At 72.8% G+C, this 20,036-nt stretch carries 18 protein-coding genes and 2 pseudogenes; 9 read left to right on the top strand and 11 right to left on the bottom strand.

Features of this window, described 5'->3' with window-relative positions:
• The first annotated feature begins 150 nt into the window (after nt 1-150).
• Nucleotides 151-1,134 carry a small ribosomal subunit Rsm22 family protein gene (locus tag HEP85_RS12405; RefSeq protein WP_168527849.1) on the top strand — a complete coding sequence of 328 codons (984 nt, stop codon included), beginning with the start codon at nt 151-153 and terminating at the stop codon, nt 1,132-1,134.
• A gap of 43 nt (nt 1,135-1,177) precedes the next feature.
• Here HEP85_RS12405 and ddaH read toward each other — a convergent pair whose 3' ends face one another.
• Nucleotides 1,178-2,035: a dimethylargininase gene (gene ddaH / locus HEP85_RS12400; RefSeq protein ID WP_168527848.1), complete on the bottom strand. Its 858-nt coding sequence runs from the start codon at nt 2,033-2,035 to the stop codon at nt 1,178-1,180.
• A gap of 198 nt (nt 2,036-2,233) precedes the next feature.
• Between ddaH and HEP85_RS12395 the strand changes: the two genes are divergently transcribed.
• Together HEP85_RS12395 and HEP85_RS12390 are read left to right on the top strand one after the other, a co-directional pair.
• Nucleotides 2,234-2,881, top strand: a complete 648-nt coding sequence (locus HEP85_RS12395) for a TetR/AcrR family transcriptional regulator (protein ID WP_168527847.1) — start codon at nt 2,234-2,236, stop codon at nt 2,879-2,881.
• A gap of 198 nt (nt 2,882-3,079) precedes the next feature.
• On the top strand, nt 3,080-3,808 hold the full coding sequence (locus HEP85_RS12390) for a bifunctional DNA primase/polymerase (protein ID WP_168527846.1): 729 nt from the start codon (nt 3,080-3,082) through the stop codon (nt 3,806-3,808).
• A gap of 85 nt (nt 3,809-3,893) precedes the next feature.
• Here the strand turns inward: HEP85_RS12390 and HEP85_RS12385 are convergent, their stop codons facing one another.
• The 6 genes and pseudogenes from HEP85_RS12385 to HEP85_RS12360 all read right to left on the bottom strand — a co-directional run.
• Nucleotides 3,894-4,946, bottom strand: coding sequence for a hypothetical protein (locus HEP85_RS12385; protein ID WP_168527845.1), 1,053 nt, complete (start codon nt 4,944-4,946; stop codon nt 3,894-3,896).
• Nucleotides 4,903-5,778 (bottom strand): iron uptake transporter permease EfeU, encoded by an 876-nt coding sequence (gene efeU / locus HEP85_RS12380; RefSeq protein WP_168527844.1) that lies wholly within the window; start codon nt 5,776-5,778, stop codon nt 4,903-4,905. Before efeU ends, HEP85_RS12385 begins: the two co-directional genes overlap by 44 nt.
• Before the next feature lie 3 nt (nt 5,779-5,781).
• Nucleotides 5,782-7,047 (bottom strand): iron uptake transporter deferrochelatase/peroxidase subunit, encoded by a 1,266-nt coding sequence (efeB, locus tag HEP85_RS12375; RefSeq protein ID WP_329287487.1) that lies wholly within the window; start codon nt 7,045-7,047, stop codon nt 5,782-5,784.
• 11 nt (nt 7,048-7,058) lie between these two features.
• Nucleotides 7,059-8,207, bottom strand: a complete 1,149-nt coding sequence (efeO, locus tag HEP85_RS12370; RefSeq protein ID WP_168527843.1) for an iron uptake system protein EfeO — start codon at nt 8,205-8,207, stop codon at nt 7,059-7,061.
• A 178-nt stretch (nt 8,208-8,385) separates the two neighbouring features.
• Nucleotides 8,386-9,057: pseudogene (locus HEP85_RS12365) on the bottom strand (ATP-binding cassette domain-containing protein); the annotation flags it as partial.
• A gap of 74 nt (nt 9,058-9,131) precedes the next feature.
• Nucleotides 9,132-9,284, bottom strand: a pseudogene (locus tag HEP85_RS12360) (iron chelate uptake ABC transporter family permease subunit); the annotation flags it as partial.
• Between the two features lie 460 nt (nt 9,285-9,744).
• Here HEP85_RS12360 and HEP85_RS12355 point away from each other — a divergent pair.
• Nucleotides 9,745-10,389 carry a PhzF family phenazine biosynthesis protein gene (locus HEP85_RS12355; RefSeq protein ID WP_168527842.1) on the top strand — a complete coding sequence of 215 codons (645 nt, stop codon included), beginning with the start codon at nt 9,745-9,747 and terminating at the stop codon, nt 10,387-10,389.
• 77 nt (nt 10,390-10,466) lie between these two features.
• Here the strand turns inward: HEP85_RS12355 and HEP85_RS12350 are convergent, their stop codons facing one another.
• The gene (locus HEP85_RS12350) at nt 10,467-11,114 is read right to left on the bottom strand and encodes a heme oxygenase (biliverdin-producing) (RefSeq protein ID WP_168527841.1); all 648 of its coding nucleotides are present in this window, start codon (nt 11,112-11,114) and stop codon (nt 10,467-10,469) included.
• Between the two features lie 252 nt (nt 11,115-11,366).
• The gene (gene map / locus HEP85_RS12345; protein WP_168527840.1) at nt 11,367-12,224 is read right to left on the bottom strand and encodes a type I methionyl aminopeptidase; all 858 of its coding nucleotides are present in this window, start codon (nt 12,222-12,224) and stop codon (nt 11,367-11,369) included.
• Between the two features lie 59 nt (nt 12,225-12,283).
• Between map and HEP85_RS12340 the strand changes: the two genes are divergently transcribed.
• Complete coding sequence (locus HEP85_RS12340) at nt 12,284-12,514, top strand: hypothetical protein (protein ID WP_168527839.1); 231 nt, start codon at nt 12,284-12,286, stop codon at nt 12,512-12,514.
• Nucleotides 12,515-12,690: 176 nt separating this feature from the next.
• On the opposite strand, the gene HEP85_RS12335 is transcribed toward HEP85_RS12340, so the two are convergent.
• The gene (locus tag HEP85_RS12335; RefSeq protein ID WP_168527838.1) at nt 12,691-13,293 is read right to left on the bottom strand and encodes a hypothetical protein; all 603 of its coding nucleotides are present in this window, start codon (nt 13,291-13,293) and stop codon (nt 12,691-12,693) included.
• 79 nt (nt 13,294-13,372) lie between these two features.
• On the opposite strand from HEP85_RS12335, the gene HEP85_RS12330 reads away from it, so the two are divergent.
• The 3 genes from HEP85_RS12330 (at nt 13,373) to HEP85_RS12320 (ending at nt 15,605) form a co-directional block, all read left to right on the top strand.
• Nucleotides 13,373-14,458 (top strand): exo-alpha-sialidase, encoded by a 1,086-nt coding sequence (locus tag HEP85_RS12330; protein WP_168527837.1) that lies wholly within the window; start codon nt 13,373-13,375, stop codon nt 14,456-14,458.
• A gap of 46 nt (nt 14,459-14,504) precedes the next feature.
• Nucleotides 14,505-15,209: an NADPH-dependent F420 reductase gene (gene npdG, locus HEP85_RS12325; protein WP_168527836.1), complete on the top strand. Its 705-nt coding sequence runs from the start codon at nt 14,505-14,507 to the stop codon at nt 15,207-15,209.
• A 180-nt stretch (nt 15,210-15,389) separates the two neighbouring features.
• Complete coding sequence (locus HEP85_RS12320; RefSeq protein ID WP_168527835.1) at nt 15,390-15,605, top strand: hypothetical protein; 216 nt, start codon at nt 15,390-15,392, stop codon at nt 15,603-15,605.
• Here HEP85_RS12320 and HEP85_RS12315 read toward each other — a convergent pair.
• Nucleotides 15,595-16,395 (bottom strand): site-2 protease family protein, encoded by an 801-nt coding sequence (locus HEP85_RS12315; protein ID WP_168527834.1) that lies wholly within the window; start codon nt 16,393-16,395, stop codon nt 15,595-15,597. The genes HEP85_RS12320 and HEP85_RS12315 overlap by 11 nt on opposite strands.
• A 204-nt stretch (nt 16,396-16,599) precedes the next feature.
• Here HEP85_RS12315 and HEP85_RS12310 point away from each other — a divergent pair, with 204 nt between their 5' ends.
• On the top strand, nt 16,600-20,001 hold the full coding sequence (locus tag HEP85_RS12310) for a BTAD domain-containing putative transcriptional regulator (RefSeq protein ID WP_369658117.1): 3,402 nt from the start codon (nt 16,600-16,602) through the stop codon (nt 19,999-20,001).
• Nucleotides 20,002-20,036 lie beyond the last annotated feature (35 nt).

Here is a 20,036-nt window from a genome sequence, read left to right as displayed (position 1 = left end):
CCCCCGGACCCCCGCTTCGCCCGAAGGAGCTCGTCCTCAAACGCCGGACGGGCTGACCTACCCAGCCCGTCCGGCGTTTGAGGACAAGGCCCTCAAGGCCGGCGGGGGCGAGGATACGGGCGGGTCGCTCCACCCCCGTAGAATCACCGCGTGAACGCCGCCGACACCCTGCGTACCGCCCTCGCCGGCCTGCTCGACGGGCTGCCGCCGAAGGCCGCCGCCCAGGCCGTCGAGCGGCTGATCGCGAACTACCGGGGGACCACCCCGACCCACGCACCGATCCTCCGCGACCGCTCGGACGTGGTCGCGTACGCCGCCTACCGGATGCCGGCGACGTTCGAGGCGGTGCGCGCCGCGCTGGAGGCGTTCGCGGACGCGGTGCCGGAGTGGGCACCGACCAGCCACGTGGACATCGGCGGCGGCACGGGCGCCGCGACCTGGGCGGTGAACGCGACCTGGCCGGGCGCCCGCCCGGTGACCGTGCTCGACTGGGCCGAGCCCGCGCTCGCGCTGGGCCGCGAGATCGCCGCCACGAACCCGGAGCTGAAGCCCGCGGAGTGGCACCGCACCCGCATCGGAGCGGCGCTCACTGTCGAGAGCACTGATCTCGTGACGGTGTCGTACGTCCTCGGCGAGCTCACCGCCGCCGACCGCGCCACCGTCGTGACGGCCGCGGCCGCCGCCGCACGGGCCGTCGTGATCATCGAGCCGGGCACCCCCGACGGATACGCTCGGGTGATCGAGGCCCGCGACCGCCTGATCGACACCGGGTTCCGCGTCGCCGCCCCCTGTCCGCACAGCGCGGCCTGCCCCATCGTGCCCGGCGAGGACTGGTGCCACTTCTCCGCCAGGGTCAGCCGCTCCTCCCTGCACCGGCAGGTCAAGGGCGGCTCCCTGGCGTACGAGGACGAGAAGTTCAGCTACGTCGCCGCCACCCGCCTCCCGGCGGACCCGGCCGCCTCCCGCGTGGTGCGCAGGCCGCAGATCCGCAAGGGGCAGGTGCTGCTGGACCTGTGCGGCCCGGACGAGTCCCTGCACCGTGAGACGGTGACCAAGCGCCACGGACCTCTCTACCGTGCGGCCCGGGACGCGGACTGGGGCGACGCCTGGCCGCCCCCGGCCGACGAGGGCTGACACCCCGTACGTTCACGGCCGACCGGTTCCTCGTCCCGCCACCTCACCTCAGTTCCTGCGTGCAGCACTTCACGCTGCCGCCGCCCTTGAGGAGTTCGCTCAGATCGATGCCGACGGGCTCGAACCCCCGGTCGCGGAGCGGCTCGAACAGGCCGGTCGCGGCCTGTGGCAGCAGCACGTGCAGGCCGTCCGAGACCCCGTTCAGACCGAACGCGGCGGCGTCCTCGTCGCCGGCGGTCAACGCGTCGGGGAACAGCCGGCGCAGCACCTCGCGACTGCCGGGGGAGAACGCGGGCGGGTAGTACATGATCTCGTCCGTCGTGTCGTCGAGGACGGTGAGGGCCGTGTCGAGGTGGTAGTAGCGGGGATCGACCAGGTCGAGCCCGAGCACCGGGCGGCCGAAGAACTCCTGGGCCTCGCCGTGCGAGAGCGGGCTCGCCCGGAAGCCGCGCCCGGCGAGCAGGTACGAGGCGGTGACCGCGAAGTCGCCCTCGCCCTCGTTGATGTGCACCGGCTCGCGCACGGACGGGAAGCCGTGGGCGCGGAACCACTCCAGGTGCACCGCCGCCTCCGCCTCCCGCTCCCGGTGCGCGAACCGCGCGCCGAGCACCCGGCCGTCCACGACCGTCGCCCCGTTCGCGGCGAACACCATGTCCGGCAGGCCGTGACGCGGGACGAGCTCCTCGACCGTGTGGCCCAGTGAGCGGTAGCGGTCCCGCAGGTCCTCCCACTGGGCGACGGCGAGCGCCACGTCGACCGGCTTGGCCGGATCCATCCAGGGATTGATGGTGTAGGTGACGCCGAAGTGCTCGGGCGGGCACATCAGATAGCGCCGGGGTGTGGCGCTGCGCAGAGGGTGCAAGGAGGGCTCCTCACGTACCGCGGGGCAGATGATGCCCATGGTGCGCCGAGCGGCACCGTCCGGCTCGGTGGCGAACGGGTGGTCCTCCCGCGAACCGCCCGCGAGCCACCCGCGAGCCGCCCGCGAGCCACCCGAGAACCGCCGTCTCCCCGGCGACGGCGGCACAGCCCCGCGCCCCACCCGTCGGGCCGAACGGCAGCGAGACGCCCCGTCTTGCCGACCTGTTAGGTTCGCCCCATGGCCCCGACGTCTCCCCAGCCCGCCCCGCCCCCCGGCAGGTCCGCACCCGACTCCTCGCGCCGCAGCGAGAAGTCCCGTCGCGCGATCTTCGACGCGGCCCTCGCCCTCGTCGGCGAGGTCGGCTACCCCCGGACCACGATCGAGGGCGTCGCCGCCCGCGCCGGAGTCGGCAAGCAGACGATCTACCGGTGGTGGCCGTCGAAGGCCGCGGTGCTCCTGGACGCCTTCATGGACCTCGCGGAGCGGGCGGCCCGGGAGGCGGGACAGGAGTCGTACGAGATCCCGGACACCGGCGACCTCGCCGCCGACCTCAAACAGGTCCTGCGCGCCACCGTCGACGAGCTGCTGAACCCCGCCTTCGAGATCCCCTCGCGCGCCCTGGCCGCCGAGGGCCTGGTGAACGAAGCGCTCGGCGCCGAGTTCGTCAGCAAGCTCCTCGAACCCCAGCTCCAGCTCTACGTGAAGCGGCTCAGGTCCGCCCAGGACGAAGGCGACCTGCGGCCCGACCTCGACCCCCGGATCGCCCTGGAGCTCTTCGTCTCCCCGCTCGCCCAGCGCTGGCTCCAGCGCACCGGCCCGATTTCGTACGCGTACACGGACACCTTGGTGGACTACGCCCTGTACGGGCTCGCTCCACGGAGATAAATCACACCAGAATGGTCCATCCTGCCCGATTCCGGTGGGTGGAGCCCTGGTCCCGCCCACCCCGGATGCGAGCTCTGTCCACCCGGGGCGCAGGATGGTGGGACCATAGGGCTTGTCGGATGCCGGTCGCGAAGGCGTCCGCCGGTACGACCGCATCGACACGACCGCTGTCGGCACCACTGCTAGGCGAGGAGATTGATGAGCGCAGAGTTCGGCCGCCGCTCCGGCGCGCAGGGCAGGATCTCCCAGTGGCTGCGTGGTCGCCGTCCCAAGGAGATCGCCGACGACGGCGGGCGTGAAGCCCTGCTGCTCGCCGCTGCCGCCGCTGGGCTGCCGCTCGCGCAGGCCGCGTACCCCTCCGGCTACCGATGTTCCTGTGACCGCGTCGGCTGTCCCACCCCCGCGCGCCATCCCGTGTCCTTCGCCTGGCAGACCCAGTCCACGACCGACCGCGCCCAGATCGAGCGATGGGTACGGCACCAGCCGCAGGCCAACTTCATCACCGCCACCGGCATGGTGCACGACGTGCTCGACGTGCCGGTCGACGCGGGCCGCGAGGCCCTGGAGCGGCTGCTCGCCTCCGGCGTCGAGGTCGGACCCGTCGCCGAGAGCGGTGACGGACGCATGTTCTTCTTCACGCTCACCCGCGGTACGCCCGAGGACGAGGACGAGTGGTGGCCCTGCGAGCTGGACTCGCACCCCGAGACGACGGACGAACACCCCGGCCTGCGCTGGCACTGCCGCGGTTCCTATGTGCTCGTCCCACCGGCCCAGCTTCCCGGTGACCTGACCGTCGACTGGCTGCGCGGCCCCGAACACCCGCTCCCCGACCCGCTGACCCTGCTCGAGGCCCTGACGGACGCCTGCGCCCGCTACGCGGGAGAGAACGAGTCCGACCAGCTGGCCGCCTGGCCCCACCGCGGCTAGGCGCCGGGGCCCGACCCGCCGCGACCGGACCCGCCGCGGCCGAAACCCGCCGGGGCAGCCCCGGCGGGTGTCGCGGGCCGAGCTGTCAGCCGCCCTTCGCCGCCGTCAGCCCCTCGACCCGGCCCAGCACCGTCACCCGCTGGTCCTGAGCATCCTTCGCCGGGTCCAGGGCCGCCTGGTTGGAGACGAACCCCAGGGTGAGGGACTGCTTGACGTCACCGGTCGTCAGCGCCTTGACGTCCGCGCTCTGCGCGGGAAGTTCGGTGCCCTGCGCGGCGGTCAGCTTCTCGTAGCGTTGCGTGACGAAGAAGACCAGTGCCCCGCCGTCCGCGGTGCGCAGTCCGACCGGGGCGTAGTCGTGCGACGTCAGCGGCTCGTCGATGTACTGCCGGGCGAGACCGGGCTTGCTGGCGTTCCTGCCGCGCAGCGCCCGCCACTGCGAGGTGTGGATGCCCGGCGCGAAGGTCTCGCCGCCGCTTCTCAGATACGTCGCGTAGGACTGGCTCAGCTTCGCAGGACCCACGGCGAGGGCCGCGTCGTCCGCCGTGACCGGCCGCGCCCAACCGTCCTTGTCCTGCTGGAACTTCGGCACGTCGGTACCGGCCAGCACGGTCAGGTACGAGGCCTGCCACACGTCGTTCGCGCTGCCGCGCGTGAAGACGAGAAGCCAACGGCTGCCCGCCAGGCCCTTGTTGGCCGCGGTGTCCGCCACGAACCAGCGCGGCCAGCCCGCCTTGGCGGGTATGGCGAACTTCGCGTCGCCCAGCTCCAGCGGCGAGTACCCCGGGTTGCCGCCCGGGTTGTTCCGCCGGCCGGCCCTCAGCTTCGCGCCGTCGATGGCCCCGAGGGCGCCCGAGACGCGGTCCGCGTCCAGGGAACGGTCGTTGGCCTTGTCCGCCTTGTTGTACGCGGTGGTGAAGTCCTCGAGGGCGCGGGCGGCCTCGCCCCGCGTGGCCGCCGGGACGACCTCCCGCTCCCCGTGCACCACCACGCAGCCGCTCGCCGTCACGGACAGCACGGTCACCGCGCCCGTCGCCAGGGCGAGACGGTGGTGACCAGCAGATCCGGGACGGCGAAGAGCCGCCCGTGCGAGGCTAAGAAGTCTTCGAGGGCTGCGACTCGTGCGATCCCTGCTCATCAGGTACCTTCACCTTCCCCTTCCCGGAGGCGAACCCTACCGGGGCGAGGAAGATCGCGAGGGTCGGCACCAGGTAGAGCGCCCACACCGTGATCTGAAGGACGGTCGGATCGGGCTGGAAGTTGAAGACGCCCTTGAGGAGGGTGCCGTACCAACTGTCCGGCGGGATCGCGCCGCTGATGTCGAAGGCCAGGTTCCGCAGCCCCGGGATCCAGTCGGCTTCCTGCAGGTCGTGCACGCCGTACGCGATGACGCCCGCGGCGACCACGACCAGCATGCCGCCGGTCCAGGTGAAGAACTTGGCGAGGTTGATCCGCAGGGCGCCCCGGTAGAACAGCCAGCCGAGGAGCACCGCGGTCGCCAGCCCCAGCGCGACACCGATCAGCGGGCGTGGCGTGCCGTCGCTCGCCGCGTGCACCGACGCCCACACGAACAGCGCGGTCTCCAGGCCCTCCCGGCCGACCGCCAGGAACGCGGTCGCGACCAGCGCGCCGGTACCCATCGCCAGCGCGGCGTCCAGCTTCCCGTGCAGTTCGGACTTCAGATGCCGGGCGGTGCGCCGCATCCAGAAGACCATCCAGGTCACCAGGCCCACCGCGACGATCGACAGCGAACCGCCGAGCGCCTCCTGAGCCTCGAACGTCATCTCCTGGGAGCCGAACTCGAGCGCGCAGCCGAAGCCGAGCGCCAGCAGGACGGCGACGGCGATGCCGGTCCAGATGGGCCGCAGGGCGTCCCTGCGGTCCGTCTTCACCAGGTAGGCGATGAGGATGCAGACGACGAGACTGGCTTCCAGCCCCTCGCGCAGGCCGATCAGATAGTTGCCGAACACGGGCTAAGCCTCCTTGGCGAACAGCGTGCGCCCCCACCAGTCGTCCTTGTCGCGGACGCCGGGCGGGGCGGCGAAGACCGCCGAACTCACGTGCTGGATGTACTCGTTGAGGGCGTCGGAGTGCGAGAGCCGGCGCTGCACGGGGATGAACCCCTTGCGTACGTCCCGCTGGTACGCGAGGAAGAACAGCCCCGCCTCCAGCCGGCCCAGACCGTCGGTGCCGTCCGTGAAGGAGTAGCCGCGGCGCAGGAGGGTGATCCCGTCGTTGGACTCGGGGTGCGCGAGCCGGACGTGTGCGTCCGGCTTCATCGCCTTCAGGAACGGCTCGTCCCGCTCCTTGGCCTTGCCGGCCGGCGCGCCCTCGCCCTTGTCCCGGCCGAACACGTCCTCCTGCTCCTGGAGCGAAGTGCGGTCCCAGGTCTCGATGTTCATCCGGATACGGCGCGCCACGAGGTACGAGCCACCGGTCATCCAGGCCGGACCGTCGCCCTCGCCCACCCACACGAACTTCTTCAGCCGCTCCGGCTCGGTGCCCGCGATGTTGCGGGTGCCGTCCTTGAAGCCCATCAGGTTGCGGGGCGTCTGCGCGTCCGGCGTCGTCGACGAGGTCTTGCCGAAGCCGAGCTGCGACCAGCGGATGGCGACCTTGCCGAAACCGATCCGGGCCAGGTTGCGGATGGCGTGCACCGCGACCTGCGGGTCGTCCGCGCACGCCTGGATGCACAGGTCGCCGTTGCTGCGCGCCGCCTCCAGGTTGTCACCCGGGAACTTGGGCAGGTCGACGAGTGCCTGCGGGCGCTGCCCCGCCAGGCCGAACTTCTCGAAGAGCGACGGCCCGAAGCCGATGGTCAGCGTGAGCCGCGACGGCTTGAGACCCAGTGCCTCCCCGGTGTCGTCCGGCGGCGCCTCGGCCAGGCCGCCGTAGGCGCCCTCGCCGACCGTGTGGCCGCCGGTCATCCGGCGGGCGGCGGCCGTCCACTCCTTCAGCATCTGGACGAACTCGGCGCGGTCGTCGGTCTTCACGTCGAACGCGGCGAAGTGCAGCCGGTCCTGCACCGGCGTGGCGATGCCCGCCTGGTGCGTGCCGTGGAAGGCGACCGCGGCGCCGGTCTCGGCGCCCGCCGGGTCCACGTCGTTCCCGGTACGGGTCATCGCCACCGCGCCCCCGGCCGCGGCGGCGCCGAGCGCGAGCCCGGCACCGCCCCAGCCGATCAGCGAACGCCGCGACGGTGTGGGCCCGTCGGTGGATTCAGTCCTGTCGGTCGTCACGGTCGCCTCGCTTACTTGACCACGGTCGCGGCGAGCTTGGAGAGCGGCTCGGCCAGCGCGTTGACCGCGTCCGAGAGCTCCTTGCGCTGGTCCTTGGTGACCTTGTCGTACGACACGAAGCCGTTCTGCGCCTTGTCCTGCGGGTCGGTCGATCGGTACTTGTCGAGCAGCGTGTTCAGTGCCGTGAACTGCTTGTCGAGCTCGGTGGTCAGCGCCTTGTCGTTCTCCTGCGCGACCGGCTTGAGCAGCTCGTACGACTTCTGCGCGCCGTCGACGTTGCCCTTGAAGTCACTGAGGTCGGTGTGCGAGTAGCGGTCCTCCTCACCGGTGACCTTGCCGGTGGCGACCTCGTCGAGCAGCTCCTTGGCGCCGTTGGCCATGGAGGTCGGGGTGATCTCGGCCTTGCCGACCCGCTTCTGCCAGTCCTTCAGGTCGGTGACCAGCTGGTCGGCGAGGGTCTTCTGCTCGGCGCCGATCTTCTTGTCCGCCCAGAGGGACTTCTCCAGCGCGTGCCAGCCGGTCCACTTCTGGCCGTTCTCCAGGCCGTCGGCGCGGGTGTCGGTCTTGGGGTCGATGTCGCCGAAGGACTCGGCGATCGGCTCGGTGCTCTCCCAGCCCACACGCGAGGCGGCGAAGGCGTTCTTGGCGGCCTCGATGTCACCGGCCTTGACGGCGTCGGCGAACGTCTGCACCTTCGGGATCGTCGCGTCGGCCTGCTCCTGCGCGTACTCGCGGTAGGCGGCGACGGCCTTGTCCAGGCGCGGGTCGCGCTTGGCGACCTTGCCGCCGGTGACCGCGAGCTTCTGGCGGACGCCGAGGCCCTTCATGCCGGGGCGGCAGGCGATCTGGTACGAACCGGCCTTGACCTCGGCGGTCAGCGTGTACTTGGTGCCCGGACCGATGTTCTCCTTCTCGGAGACGATCCGGTCGTCCGGGAAGAGGATCTCGACCTCGGTGGCCTGCGAGCCCTTGTTCTCTATCTTCAGCGTGACCTGGCCCGCCGGGACCGACTTCGCCGAGGTGGTGCACTTCGAGTCGGCGGCGGTCACCTGGATCGCGTCGCCGTTCCCGGCTTCACTCTTCTCGGTGCAGCCCGTGACGGCGGCCAGAGCCGCCGCGGTGGCGGCGGCGGTGACAACTGAAAGTCGGACGGCTCGCATTCAGGCTCCAGGAGAACGAGGGACGAACGCGCGGAAGGGACCGCGCCATTTGGTGAGGCTGGCCTAACTTACCTGAGGCTTACCTCAGTGATACCCGCCCGTCCAGTGATTCAGCTCTCACGTTCGTCGCACTGGCACGTCCTGATCACGATGGCTCAAAGCAGACGCCACAGAGGGGTCAAGGGACGGTCAAGGGTCGCGGCCGGGGGGTCACCAGGACGGCGCCGGTCCGCGGGTGCGCGAGCACGTCGACGGGCCGGCGGTAGACCTCGCTCAGCAACTCGCCGGTGAACACCGCGGCCGGCGGGCCGCCGGCCGCGACCCGGCCGGCGCTCAGCACGGCCACCCGGTGCGCGTGCGTCGCGGCGAGTCCGAGATCGTGCAGGACCACGACCACCGCGTCCCCGGCGCATTCTCTTTCCCGGCAGACCCGCAGCACCAACTCCTGGTGTCTGAGGTCGAGGGCGGCGGTCGGCTCGTCGAGCAGCAGCAGCGGAGCGTGCTGGGCGAGCACCCGGGGAACGCCACCCGGGCCCGCTCACCGCCGCTGAGCGCGGAGAAGGGCCGGGCGGCGAACTCCGCGACCTCCGTGACCGCCATGGCCCCGGCGACGGCCGCGTCGTCGTCCGCTCCGGCGCCCGGCCCAGGGCGCGCGACCCATCCGTACGACCTCCTCGACCGTGAACGGGAAGGAGAGCGACGCGGGCTGGGGGAGCACGGCCCGGCGCAGGGCGAGTTCGGGCGCCGTCCAGTCCGCTGCCGGACGCCCGTGGACCCCTACGACTCCCGCACTGGCGCGCAGATCGGCGGCGAGCGCGGCGAGCAGCGTCGACTTTCCCGCCCTGTTTGGCGGGGGCGCGGGGCGCGCCGTACGCGGGAACCTCATGCCCAACCTCCTTGTCCGCGACGGGTCTTGCGCATCAGTCAGAAGAAGAACGGGCTGCCGAGCAGGGCGGTGAGCACACCGAGCGGAAGTCCGTCGGGCTGGGCGATCGTCCGGGCCGCGAGGTCGGCGCCCAGCAGCACCACCGCGCCGCCCAGGGCGCTGCCAGGGATCAGGAACCGTGCCCCGGCGCCCACGCAGTCGCCGTCACCGAGCCCGTCCGCCTCGGACCCGGCCTCGCCGTCGCCGAGTTCCCCGTCGTCCCCGTCCCCGTCCCCGTCCCCGACCGCCTCCGCCTCCGCGTCCGCCTCCGCGTCCGCCTCCGCGTCCGCCTCCGCGTCCGCCTCCGCCTCCGTCCCCGCCTCTCGGCGAGCTCGGCGCGCTCGGCGCGGCGGCCGCGATGACGGCCGCCGCGGGCGCGGGAGTCGTCGTCGCCGTGCGCAGGCGGCGAGTTCTGGGCTGACGCCCGCCGCAGGGTCCGGAGCCGGAGCCGGAGCCGGAGCCGGAGCCGGAGCCGGAGCCGGGACCGGGACCGAGGCCGGGACCGGAGCGCGCGGGCGACGTCGAGACCGGCGCCGGCCGCGCGGCTGTCGTGACCGTCCGCCGGGTCCGGCTCAACGGCGATCGTCGTTCCTATGATGTTTCAATGCCCGCGTGACTGATTACGACGTGCTGCGGGTGTTCTGCGGACCCGACGGCGGATACGGCAACGAACTCGGTGTCGTGCGTGAGGGCTCGGTGCTGCCGGACCCCGACGACCGTCAGGCCCTCGCGGCCAAACTCGGTTTCAGCGAGACCGTCTTCGTCGACGACCCCGAGCGCGGGGTCGTCGACATCTACACCCCGACCCTGCGGCTGCCCTTCGCCGGGCATCCGTGCGTCGGGGTGGGATGGCTGCTCGACGTGCCCGAACTGGTCACACCCGCCGGAGTGGTGGGGGTCCGGCTCGACGGCGAGTTCAGCTGGATCGAGGCGCGGCCCGAATGGGCGCCGCCCCGCACCCTGCGCCGGTACGCGTCGGCGGCCGAGGTGGACGCCCTGCCCGTCCCGCCGCGCGGCGAGTGGATCTACGCCTGGGCCTGGGAGGACGAATCGGCGGGACGGGTGCGCGCCCGCGCCTTCCCCGGCCGCGACGACGGCATCGACGAGGACGAGGCGACCGGGGCGGCGGCTCTCCTGCTGACGGCCCGGCTCGGCCGCGCGCTCAACATCGTCCAGGGCGGCGGCTCCCAGATCCTCACGGCGCCGCAGCCGGAGGGCTGGGTGGAGGTCGGCGGCCGGGTGTTCCTGGAACAGTGACACGGCCGGCCCGGCGACCCTGTTCACCACACGGCGGACCCGCCCGGTGACCTGGTGGGCGGGCCCGTACGCGAAGGTCAGGCGCTCAGCCGGAACTCCTCGCCCAGCGCCCCGAACACCGCCGTGTTCAGCGCGAACGCCCGCTTGCACTCCGCGATGATGCGCTGCCGCTCCAGGTCGTCCGCGGGGACCGAGTCCAGGAGTGCGCGGTATCCGCGCTTGAACGCGGCCGGGTTGGCGATGTCCTCGAAGACGTAGAAGCGGACTCCGTCGCCCTTCCGGGCGAAGCCCCAGGTGCGCTCGGCCTTGTCGCGGATGATCTGGCCGCCGGAGAGGTCGCCGAGGTAACGGGTGTAGTGGTGGGCGATGTAGCCGCCGGGCCACGCGCGGGCGCATTCCGCGACACGCGCCGCGTACGCCTCGGTGGCCGGAAGCGCGGTGAGCGTCGAGCGCCAGCCGGCGCCCCGCAGATGCGTCAGGTCCCGCTCCAGCGCGGCGCGGCGCAGCAGGCCGGGCTGGATGAAGGGCCCGGCGACCGGATCGGCGGCCAGTGTCCCGGCGTCCGCCTCCAGGGCCTCGTACACGAACCACAGCTGCTCGGTGTAGCGCGCGTACGCGTCGACGCCGAGCCTGCCGCCGAGCAGGTCACTCATGAACGTCGAGGTCTCCGCCTCCGTGTGCTGCTCGTGCGAGGCGGTGCGGATGAGCGTCGAGAAAGGGTCCATGGGACCTCCGGGGCCGGGGGAACGAGAGCCACTCGGATTTTGTATGGTTAGCCTTACCTAAGTCAACGGCGTTGTCGACTCCTTGTCGGTAAGGTTTCCGACACGCTGTCGGTAAAACCGTACACCGGATCCGGGCGCGCCCCCAGGTGAGGCCCGTGACGGCACGCACACGAAAGCCCGCCCTGTCCGGCGGGACAGGGCGGGCTTCGACGGAAGAGAGCCGACGGGGGGAGTAGAGCGGGGCGGGCGGGACTACGGCAGCGTCAGGATCTCCGCGCCGGTCTCCGTCACCACCAGGGTGTGCTCGAACTGGGCCGTCCGCCTGCGGTCCTTCGTCACGACCGTCCAGCCGTCGTCCCACAGGTCGTACTCGTGTGTACCGAGCGTCAGCATCGGCTCGATCGTGAAGGTCATCCCGGGCTGGATGACGGTCGTGGCGTGCGGGCTGTCGTAGTGCGGAACGATCAGTCCGGAGTGGAACGAGGAGTTGATCCCGTGCCCCGTGAAGTCCCGCACGACCCCGTACCCGAAGCGCTTGGCGTACGACTCGATGACGCGGCCGATGACGTTGATCTGGCGGCCGGGCCTGACCGCCTTGATCGCACGGTCGAGGGACTCCCGGGTCCGCTCGACCAGCAGCCGCGACTCCTCGTCCACGTCGCCGACCAGGTACGTCGCGTTGTTGTCGCCGTGCACCCCGCCGATGTACGCCGTCACGTCGAGGTTGATGATGTCGCCGTCCCGCAGGACCGTGGAGTCGGGGATGCCGTGACAGATGACCTCGTTGAGGGAGGTGCACAGCGACTTGGGGAAACCGCGGTAGCCGAGGGTGGAGGGGTAGGCGCCGTGATCGCACATGTACGCGTGCGCGACACGGTCCAGCTCGTCCGTGGTGACGCCGGGCGCGATCAGCTTGGCGGCCTCCGCCATCGCCTGCGCGGCGATCCGGCCGGCGATCCGCATCGCCTCGATCGTCTCGGCGTTCTGCACCTCCGGACCGGTGTACGGCGTCGGGGCGGGCTTGCCCACATACTCGGGACGCCTGATGTTTCCCGGGACGGGACGGGTGGGAGAGAGCTCTCCTGGTACGAGCAGCGACTGGCCAGACATGCCAGCGAGTCTAACCAGCGGGCATGGGGGCACTATGTCCGTGGCGAAAGGAGCAGGTCATGGCCCTCTTCAAGAAGCGGACCGTCGGGAAACCCGGCGAGTGGTACTACTGCCTCGTCCACCAGAAGGTCGAGGAGGGGCCGGACTGCCCCGCCAAGGACCGTTTCGGGCCCTACACCACCCGTGCGGAGGCCGAACACGCCATGCAGACCGCCCAGGAACGCAACCTGGAGTGGGAGACGGACCCCAAGTGGCACGACGCCCAGGCCCAGAATCCGGACGACGACTGACCCCGGCCCGGCCCCCTCGCCGGGCGCGGCCCCTCCGGCTCCGGCGGGGCGACCGTTCAGGGCGCTGCCCGAGCGCACGGGGCCGGTGACCACCCGGGCGGGACGGGCCGGCCGCCGAGGGTGACGGTCTCCGAGGATGACGGTCCCGGATCGGCGCGAGCGCGGCAGGGCAGCGGCTACCACCGTGCCGCGGGCGGGGCGGTCAGCTGGTCCGCGAGCCGGGAGAGCCGGTCGCGCAGACGGCGGCGCCCCCGCTGCGAGGGCAGGGTGTTCTCCCCGGCCGCCGCGCTGACGAGGTGCTGGACGGTGTCCAGGTCGAGCTCGTGCTCGGGCGGCACGGTCAGGGCCTCGTGCGCCATCGCCCCCAGTTCACGGTCGCCCGCGTCGAGCGCGAGCACGGTCGCCCCGGCCCGCCGGGCGTCGTGGACCCGCTCCAGGAGCGGCGCCCCGGGAGCGGACGGCGCCACCACGAGCAGGGTCTCCCCGCGCCGCGCGGCCTCGATACGGCCGAGGCCCACGGCGAGGTGGGCCGGGTCCGAGGCCCGCGCCCCGTGCCGCACCAGCGTCGGGGACAGCTCCGGCGTGCCCGACCAGGCGGCCTCGTCCACCAGGTGCGCGGCCAGGTGCCACGGCTCGTACTCCGCCGTGCCCACGAGCAGCAGCCCGCCCCCGTACGACACCACGGACCCCCGCAGGGCCCCCGCGAACCGCCGGGTGGCCCCCGGCCACTCCGTCCCGGCCAGGACCTCGCGCAACAACGCGACCCGTACGGCATCCATGAGCACGCATCCTGCCGCAACCGACGACTCGTCAGGCGGAGTTCACCATGAATTCGCCCAAGTGGGGCAGAGCCCGCCCATGACCGAACCGAACACCACGACCAGCGTCCCCTTCCGCGCCGGTGGTGAAGGCCGGGCGAGTTACCGGATTCCCGCCCTCGTCGTCACCCGCGCGGGCACCCTGCTCGCCTTCTGCGAGGGCCGGGTCGACTCCGCCCAGGACCACGGCCGCATCGCCGTCGTCCTGAAACGGTCCACGGACGGCGGCCGCACCTGGGGCGCCCTGCAGGCCGTGGCCGAGAACGGGGAGGACCTCGCGGGCAACCCCGCCCCCGTCGTCCTCGACACCGGCCGCATCCTGCTCGTGCACGTCCGCGCCGCGGCCACCGCCACCGAGGACGCCATCCTGCGCGGCAGGGTGAGCGCCGCCGACGGCCGTCGCGTGTGGGTGCAGTACAGCGACGACGACGGCCTCACCTGGTCCGCGCCGCGGGAGATCACCTCGCGGGTGAAGAGAGCGGGATGGCGGTGGTACGCGACCACGCCGGGGCACGCGATCCAGCTCACCACCGGCCGCGTGGTCGTGCCCGGCAACCACACCCTGCCGCCCGTCGGCACCGACAACGGCACGGAGGCGCGGTACAACAGCGGGCACTGCCTCCTCAGCGACGACCGCGGCGCGAACTGGTACCTCGGCTATCTCGACGAGAACACCGACGGATACGTCAACGCGAACGAGACGACGGCCGCCGAACTCCTCGACGGACGGGTCTACTTCAACACCCGCAACGACTCCCCGTCGCCGGGCTGCCGCGCCGACGCGCACTCCGCGGACGGCGGGCGGACCCTGCTGAAACCCTTCCGTCCGCAGGCGGGACTCGTCACCCCGGTGGTCCAGGGCAGCGTCCTCCAGCTCCGCGATCCCGACCTGCTCCTGTACGCGGGCCCGGCCGACCCCGCCGCCCGCGCCCTGATGACGGTCCGCGCCTCCGCGGACGGCGGCACCACCTGGCGGCCCGTGCACACGGTCGACGGACTGCCCGCCGCGTACTGCGATCTGGTCCGCGTCGACCCGGAGACCGTGGGACTCCTCTACGAGACCGGCGACTTCGGCCCGTACGAGACGATCACCTTCCGGCGCATCCCGGTGACCGCCCTCACCTGAGCCCCCGCGGCCCCCGGGGCGGGATCCGCGCACGTAAGGTCGGCCCATGACCTCTACTGACAGCGCACAGAAGGCCCCCGCCAAGGACCCCTGGGACCTGCCCGACGTGTCCGGGCTCGTCGTGGGCGTGCTCGGCGGCACCGGTCCTCAGGGCAAGGGCCTGGCCTACCGCCTCGCCAAGGCGGGCCAGAAGGTGATCATCGGTTCGCGTGCCGCGGAGCGGGCGCAGGCCGCCGCCGCGGAACTGGGGCACGGTGTCGAGGGCGCCGACAACGCCGAGTGCGCCCGGCGCAGCGACCTCGTGATCGTCGCCGTGCCGTGGGACGGGCACGGCAAGACCCTGGAAGCCCTGCGCGAGGAACTGGCGGGCAAGCTCGTCGTCGACTGCGTCAACCCGCTCGGCTTCGACAAGAAGGGCGCGTACGCGCTGAAGCCGGAGGAGGGCAGCGCCGCCGAGCAGGCCGCGGCCCTGCTGCCGGACTCACGCGTCACGGCCGCCTTCCACCACCTCTCCGCGGTGCTCCTCCAGGACCCGGAGATCGAGGAGATCGACACCGATGTGATGGTCCTCGGCGAGGAGCGCGCGGACGTCGAGCTCGTACAGGCGCTCGCCGGGCGCGTCCCCGGCATGCGCGGGGTCTTCGCGGGCCGGCTGCGCAACGCCCACCAGGTCGAGTCGCTGGTCGCGAACCTGATCTCGGTGAACCGGCGCTACAAGGCCCACGCGGGCCTGCGGGTGACGGACGTATAGGTGACGGACGTGCAGATGACGGACGTACGGGCGACGGACGCGTAGACGTACAGCGGCGGCACGGGCCCGGGGCGAGAGTGGGGCACGGAGCACGGGGCATGAGGCATGGGGGACACGGACATGAGGGACACTGGACACCGCAGCACCAGCGATCCGTCCGTCTGTCAGGAGCCGTCCCCCATGTCCGCCTCGCCCTCCTCCGACCCGACCCGGCGCCTCGCGTTCTACGCCCTCGCGGTCTGCGTCCTCTCCGTCGCCGCGGCCGTGGTCTCCTTCGTCCAGGGCAGCTGGCTGGGGATCGTGTGGGTGCTGCTGGCCGGTCTCTCGTCCAACATGACCTGGTACTACGCGCGGCGCGGCCGGACGCGCGACCGGTCCGGGTCCGTCACCGGCTGAGGGCGCAGAACTGGTCGGCGCTGTTCCAGAAGCGGTAGAGGTTCTGGCCGCAGTAACTGTGGAATTCGTCGATACCCAGGCTGCGCAGGATGGAGTCGATCACGTCGAAGAACACGGTGTTCACCGACGGGATCCACAGCACCGCGAACACGGCGAGCAGGCCGAACGGCGCGAAGGGCTCCACCTGACGGCGGATACCGTACGACAGCCACGGCTCGATCACGCCGTAGCCGTCCAGGCCCGGGACCGGCAGGAAGTTCAGGATCGCGGCCGTGACCTGGAGCAGCGCGAGGAACGCCAGCGCGTACTGGAAGGCGGCCGGCACGCCGTCCAGCGCGTGCAGCCAGAACGGCGCCGTGCACACCACCGCGAACAGCACGTTCGTCAGCGGGCCCGCCGCCGAGATCAGGCTGTGCTTCCAGCGGCCCTGGATGCGGCCCCGCTCGATGAAGACCGCGCCGCCCGGCAGACCGATCCCGCCCATGATCACGAAGATCACCGGCAGCACGATGCTCAGCAGCGCGTGCGTGTACTTCAGCGGGTTGAGCGTCAGATAGCCCTTCGCGCCGATCGAGATGTCACCGCTGTGCAGGGCGGTGCGCGCGTGCGCGTACTCGTGCAGGCAGAGCGAGACGACCCACGCGGCCGTCACGAACAGGAACACGGCCACACCGGGCTGCTCGGCGAAACCGGTCCAGGTCGCCCACCCCGTCACCGCCATCACGGCCACGATCCCGACGAAGACGGGGCTGATCCTCCGGTCGCTGCGACGGGACGCGGCGGTGGTCATGGGACTCCCTGGACTGGTACGCGTGTGCTGGGCCTGCCCGACCGTACCGGGCTCGGACGGAAAACGTCTCGCGATCGGTCGTTGGTTCCGGAGAGGGTGGGGCCATCGCCGTACGGGGACGGCGGCGCCCCGACTCCCGGACCGGGCCGGAGTCCCGGCCCGGCTCGCGGTACCCGACGCCCGCACTTGATGTCACCGGAGACAATGGACCCCGTGCGCTACCGCATCCTCGGAACCACCCAGGCACTCCGCACCGACGGCACGGCCGTCCCGGTCGGCGGGGCGCGCCTGCGTGCCCTGCTGACCGTGCTCGCGCTGCGGCCGGGCCGGACCGTGCCCGCCGCTGTCCTGGTCGACGAGGTGTGGGACGCCGACCCGCCCGCCGACGCGCCCGCGGCGCTGCAGGCGCTGGTCGGGAGGCTGCGCCGGGCGCTCGGCGCGGGCGCGGTGGACTCGGTGGGCGGGGGCTACCGGCTCGTCGCGTCCGCGGACGACATCGACCTGCACCGTTTCGAGCGGCTCGCGGGTGAGGGCGCACGGGCGCTCGCCGACGGCGACCCGGCGAAGGCGGCCGTGATCCTCGACGACGCCCTCGCGCTGTGGCACGGGCCGGCCCTGGCCGACCTCCCGGACCGCACCGCCGAGTCGGCCCGCTGGGAGACCCGCCGCCTCGACGTGCGCCGCGCCCGCCTCGGCGCGGCCCTGGCGCTCGGGCACGCCGAACAGTCCCTGCCCGAGCTCACCGCCCTGTGCGATCTCCATCCCCTGGACGAGCCCCTGCACGTCCTGCGGCTGCGCGCCCTGCGCGACGCGGGGCGCCCCGCCGAGGCCCTGGCCGCCTACGAGTCGCTGCGCGCGCTGCTGGCCGACCGGCTGGGCTCCGACCCGGGCCCGGAGCTCCGCGCGCTGCACGGCGAACTGCTCCGCCCGGCCGGCCCGACGGCGTCCCCACGCCCGCCGGCGCACCCGGGCGGCGGCACCGAGGCCCGTACCGCACCCGCACGACACACCCCGGCGCCGGCCCCGCGCACCTCCGCGCCCGCGCCGCTCCTCCCCGCGGCCGGGGGAGGTCCCGGTGTCCCCGTCGCGTCCGCGCCCCCCGGCAACCTCCGCGCCCGGCTCACCTCGTTCGTCGGGCGTCAGGCCGACATCGACACCATCCGGGGCGACCTCGCCTCGGCACGGCTGGTGACACTGCTCGGCCCCGGCGGCGCCGGGAAGACCCGGCTGTCGCAGGAGGCGGCGGAGGCCGTCGCGTCCGGGGCCCGGGACGGGGTGTGGCTGGCCGAACTCGCGCCCATCGACGATCCGAAGGCCGTGCCCGACGCCGTACTCACCGCGGTCGGAGCCCGTGAGACGGTGCTGCGCGGCGCCGGCGCCGAGGAGATGCGGGCCGCCTCCGACCGGCACGACGATCCTCTCCACCGGCTCGCCGAGTACTGCTCCAAGCGCAGCATGCTGCTCATCCTCGACAACTGCGAGCATGTCGTGGACGCCGCCGCGCAGCTGGCCGAGGAGCTTCTGGAGCGGTGCCCGGGGCTGACCGTCCTGGCCACCAGCCGCGAACCCCTCGGTGTACCGGGGGAGTTGCTGCGGCCCGTGGAGCCGCTGCCGGAGCCGTTCGCGCTGCGGCTGTTCGCCGACCGCGGGGCCTCGGCCCGGCCGGGCTTCCGGATCGACGCCGACGCCGGGACCGCCGAGGCCGCGGCGGAGATCTGCCGCCGGCTGGACGGCCTGCCGCTCGCCATCGAACTCGCCGCGGCCCGGCTGCGGATGCTCACCCCGCGGCAGATCGCCGACCGGCTCGACGACCGGTTCCGGCTGCTGACCTCGGGCAGCCGTACGGTGCTGCCGCGCCAGCAGACCCTGCGGGCCGTCGTCGACTGGTCCTGGGACCTGCTCGACGGGGACGAGCGGGACGTCCTGCGGCGGCTGTCGGTGTTCGCGGGCGGCTGCGACCTCGCCGCGGCCGAGGCCGTCTGCGGCCCGGTGGCCCTGGAGTCGCTCGGCTCGCTCGTCGACAAGTCCCTCGTCGTCGCGGCCCACTCCGGCGACGGCGCGATGCGCTACCGGCTCCTGGAGACCGTCGCCGAGTACGCCGGTGAACGGCTCGACGAGTCCGGGCAGCGCTCCGCCGCCGAGCGCGACCACCTGACGTACTACCGGGAACTCGCCCGCACCACCGACCCCCAGCTGCGCGGCGCCGGCCAGCGCGCCGCGATCGAGCGGATGGAACGGGAGTCGGAGAACCTCAGGGCCGCCCTGCAGCGTGCCGTCGCCACCGGCGACGAACAGGAGGCGCTCTGCCTCGTCCTCTCGCTGGCCTGGTACTGGCAGATGCGCGACCTGCGGCTGATGGCCCGCCACTGGTCCGCTGAGGTCATGGCCCTCGGCCCGGACCCCTTCGCCGGACCCCTGCGGCCGGTGCCCCCGCTGGCCGAGAGCTGCACGGACGGCCCGCCGCCGATGCGCCCCGAGATCCTCGACGAGGCCCGCCGGGGCCTGCATCTCGTCCACCTCGCCTGCATGGACATGGACATGGGCGCCTGGGAGACCCCCGAGGCCCAGGAGAAACTGCGCGCCATCAGCCGGGCCTACAGCCCGGGGCTGCCGCAGACCTGCCGCAGCCCCGGCAACCTCTGGTTCTACGCCGTGATCATGACGGGTGACATGGACCGGATGCGCGCCGTCATCGACGAGACCGTCCGTACCTGCCGCGAGCTCGGCTACGCGTGGGAGCTGGGCGTCGCCCTCCAGATGCGCGCCAACGTCCTCGCCAACCGGGCCACCTGGGCGGGCGACGCGGTCCGGGACGCGGATGAGGCGCTGGAGATCTTCACCCGGATCGGAGACGCCTGGGGCGCCGCCGAGGCGCTCTCGGCGCGCGGCGAGGCCCATGAACGGCGGGGCGCCTACCGGCTCGCGGCCGACGACTACGCCGAGGCGATGGAGCACGCCGAAGGGCTCGGGGCGCACGCGCAGACGGCGGTGCTCAGCACCCGGCTCGGCGGTGTCCTCATCGAGTCCGGCGAGAGCGAGCGCGGCGAGCGGATGCTGAGGGAGGTGCTCGCCAAGGGCGAGGGCACGCTGAACGAGGCCATGCCCGCCTCCCGGCTCTTCCTGTCGATGTGGCTGGCCCGCAGCGGCCGGGTCCCGGAGGCGCGCGAGCAGATGCGGCTGCTGCGCGCGGACTTCGAGGCCGTCACCTTCGTGGTCTTCGACGGCTTCGTGCTGGGCATCGAGGCCTGGCTGGACGCGCTGGAGGGACTGTACGAGGCCGCCCTGGTGAAGGTGCGCAAGGCGCTGGAGCGGGCGGGCGATCCGCTGTCGCAGGTCATCGCGCCGCACATGACCTCCGCGCATCTGACCACCGCCGCCGTCGCCCTCACCGGTCTGGACGGCGGCCGCCGGGTGCGGGACGCGGCCGTACTGCTGGGCGCGGCCGACAGGCTGCTGCCGCCGGGCCACTTCGTGGGCCCGATGGAGGACGAGGCGCGGGTCCGGGCCGAGGCCGACGTACGGGCCCTGCTGGACGAGAGGGCGTACGAGACCGCGTACGCCGAGGGCGGCGCGCTCTCCGTGGAGGAGGCCGCCGCCCTCGTGTGACGCGAGCCGGGGTCCCGGTCATGACCCGGGCGGAC

The sequence above is a fragment of the Streptomyces sp. RPA4-2 genome (assembly GCF_012273515.2).
GTDB lineage: Bacteria > Actinomycetota > Actinomycetes > Streptomycetales > Streptomycetaceae > Streptomyces > Streptomyces kaempferi.
The sequence above is the reverse complement of the archived record's forward strand: the minus strand, read 5'-3'. Positions and strand labels throughout refer to the sequence as shown.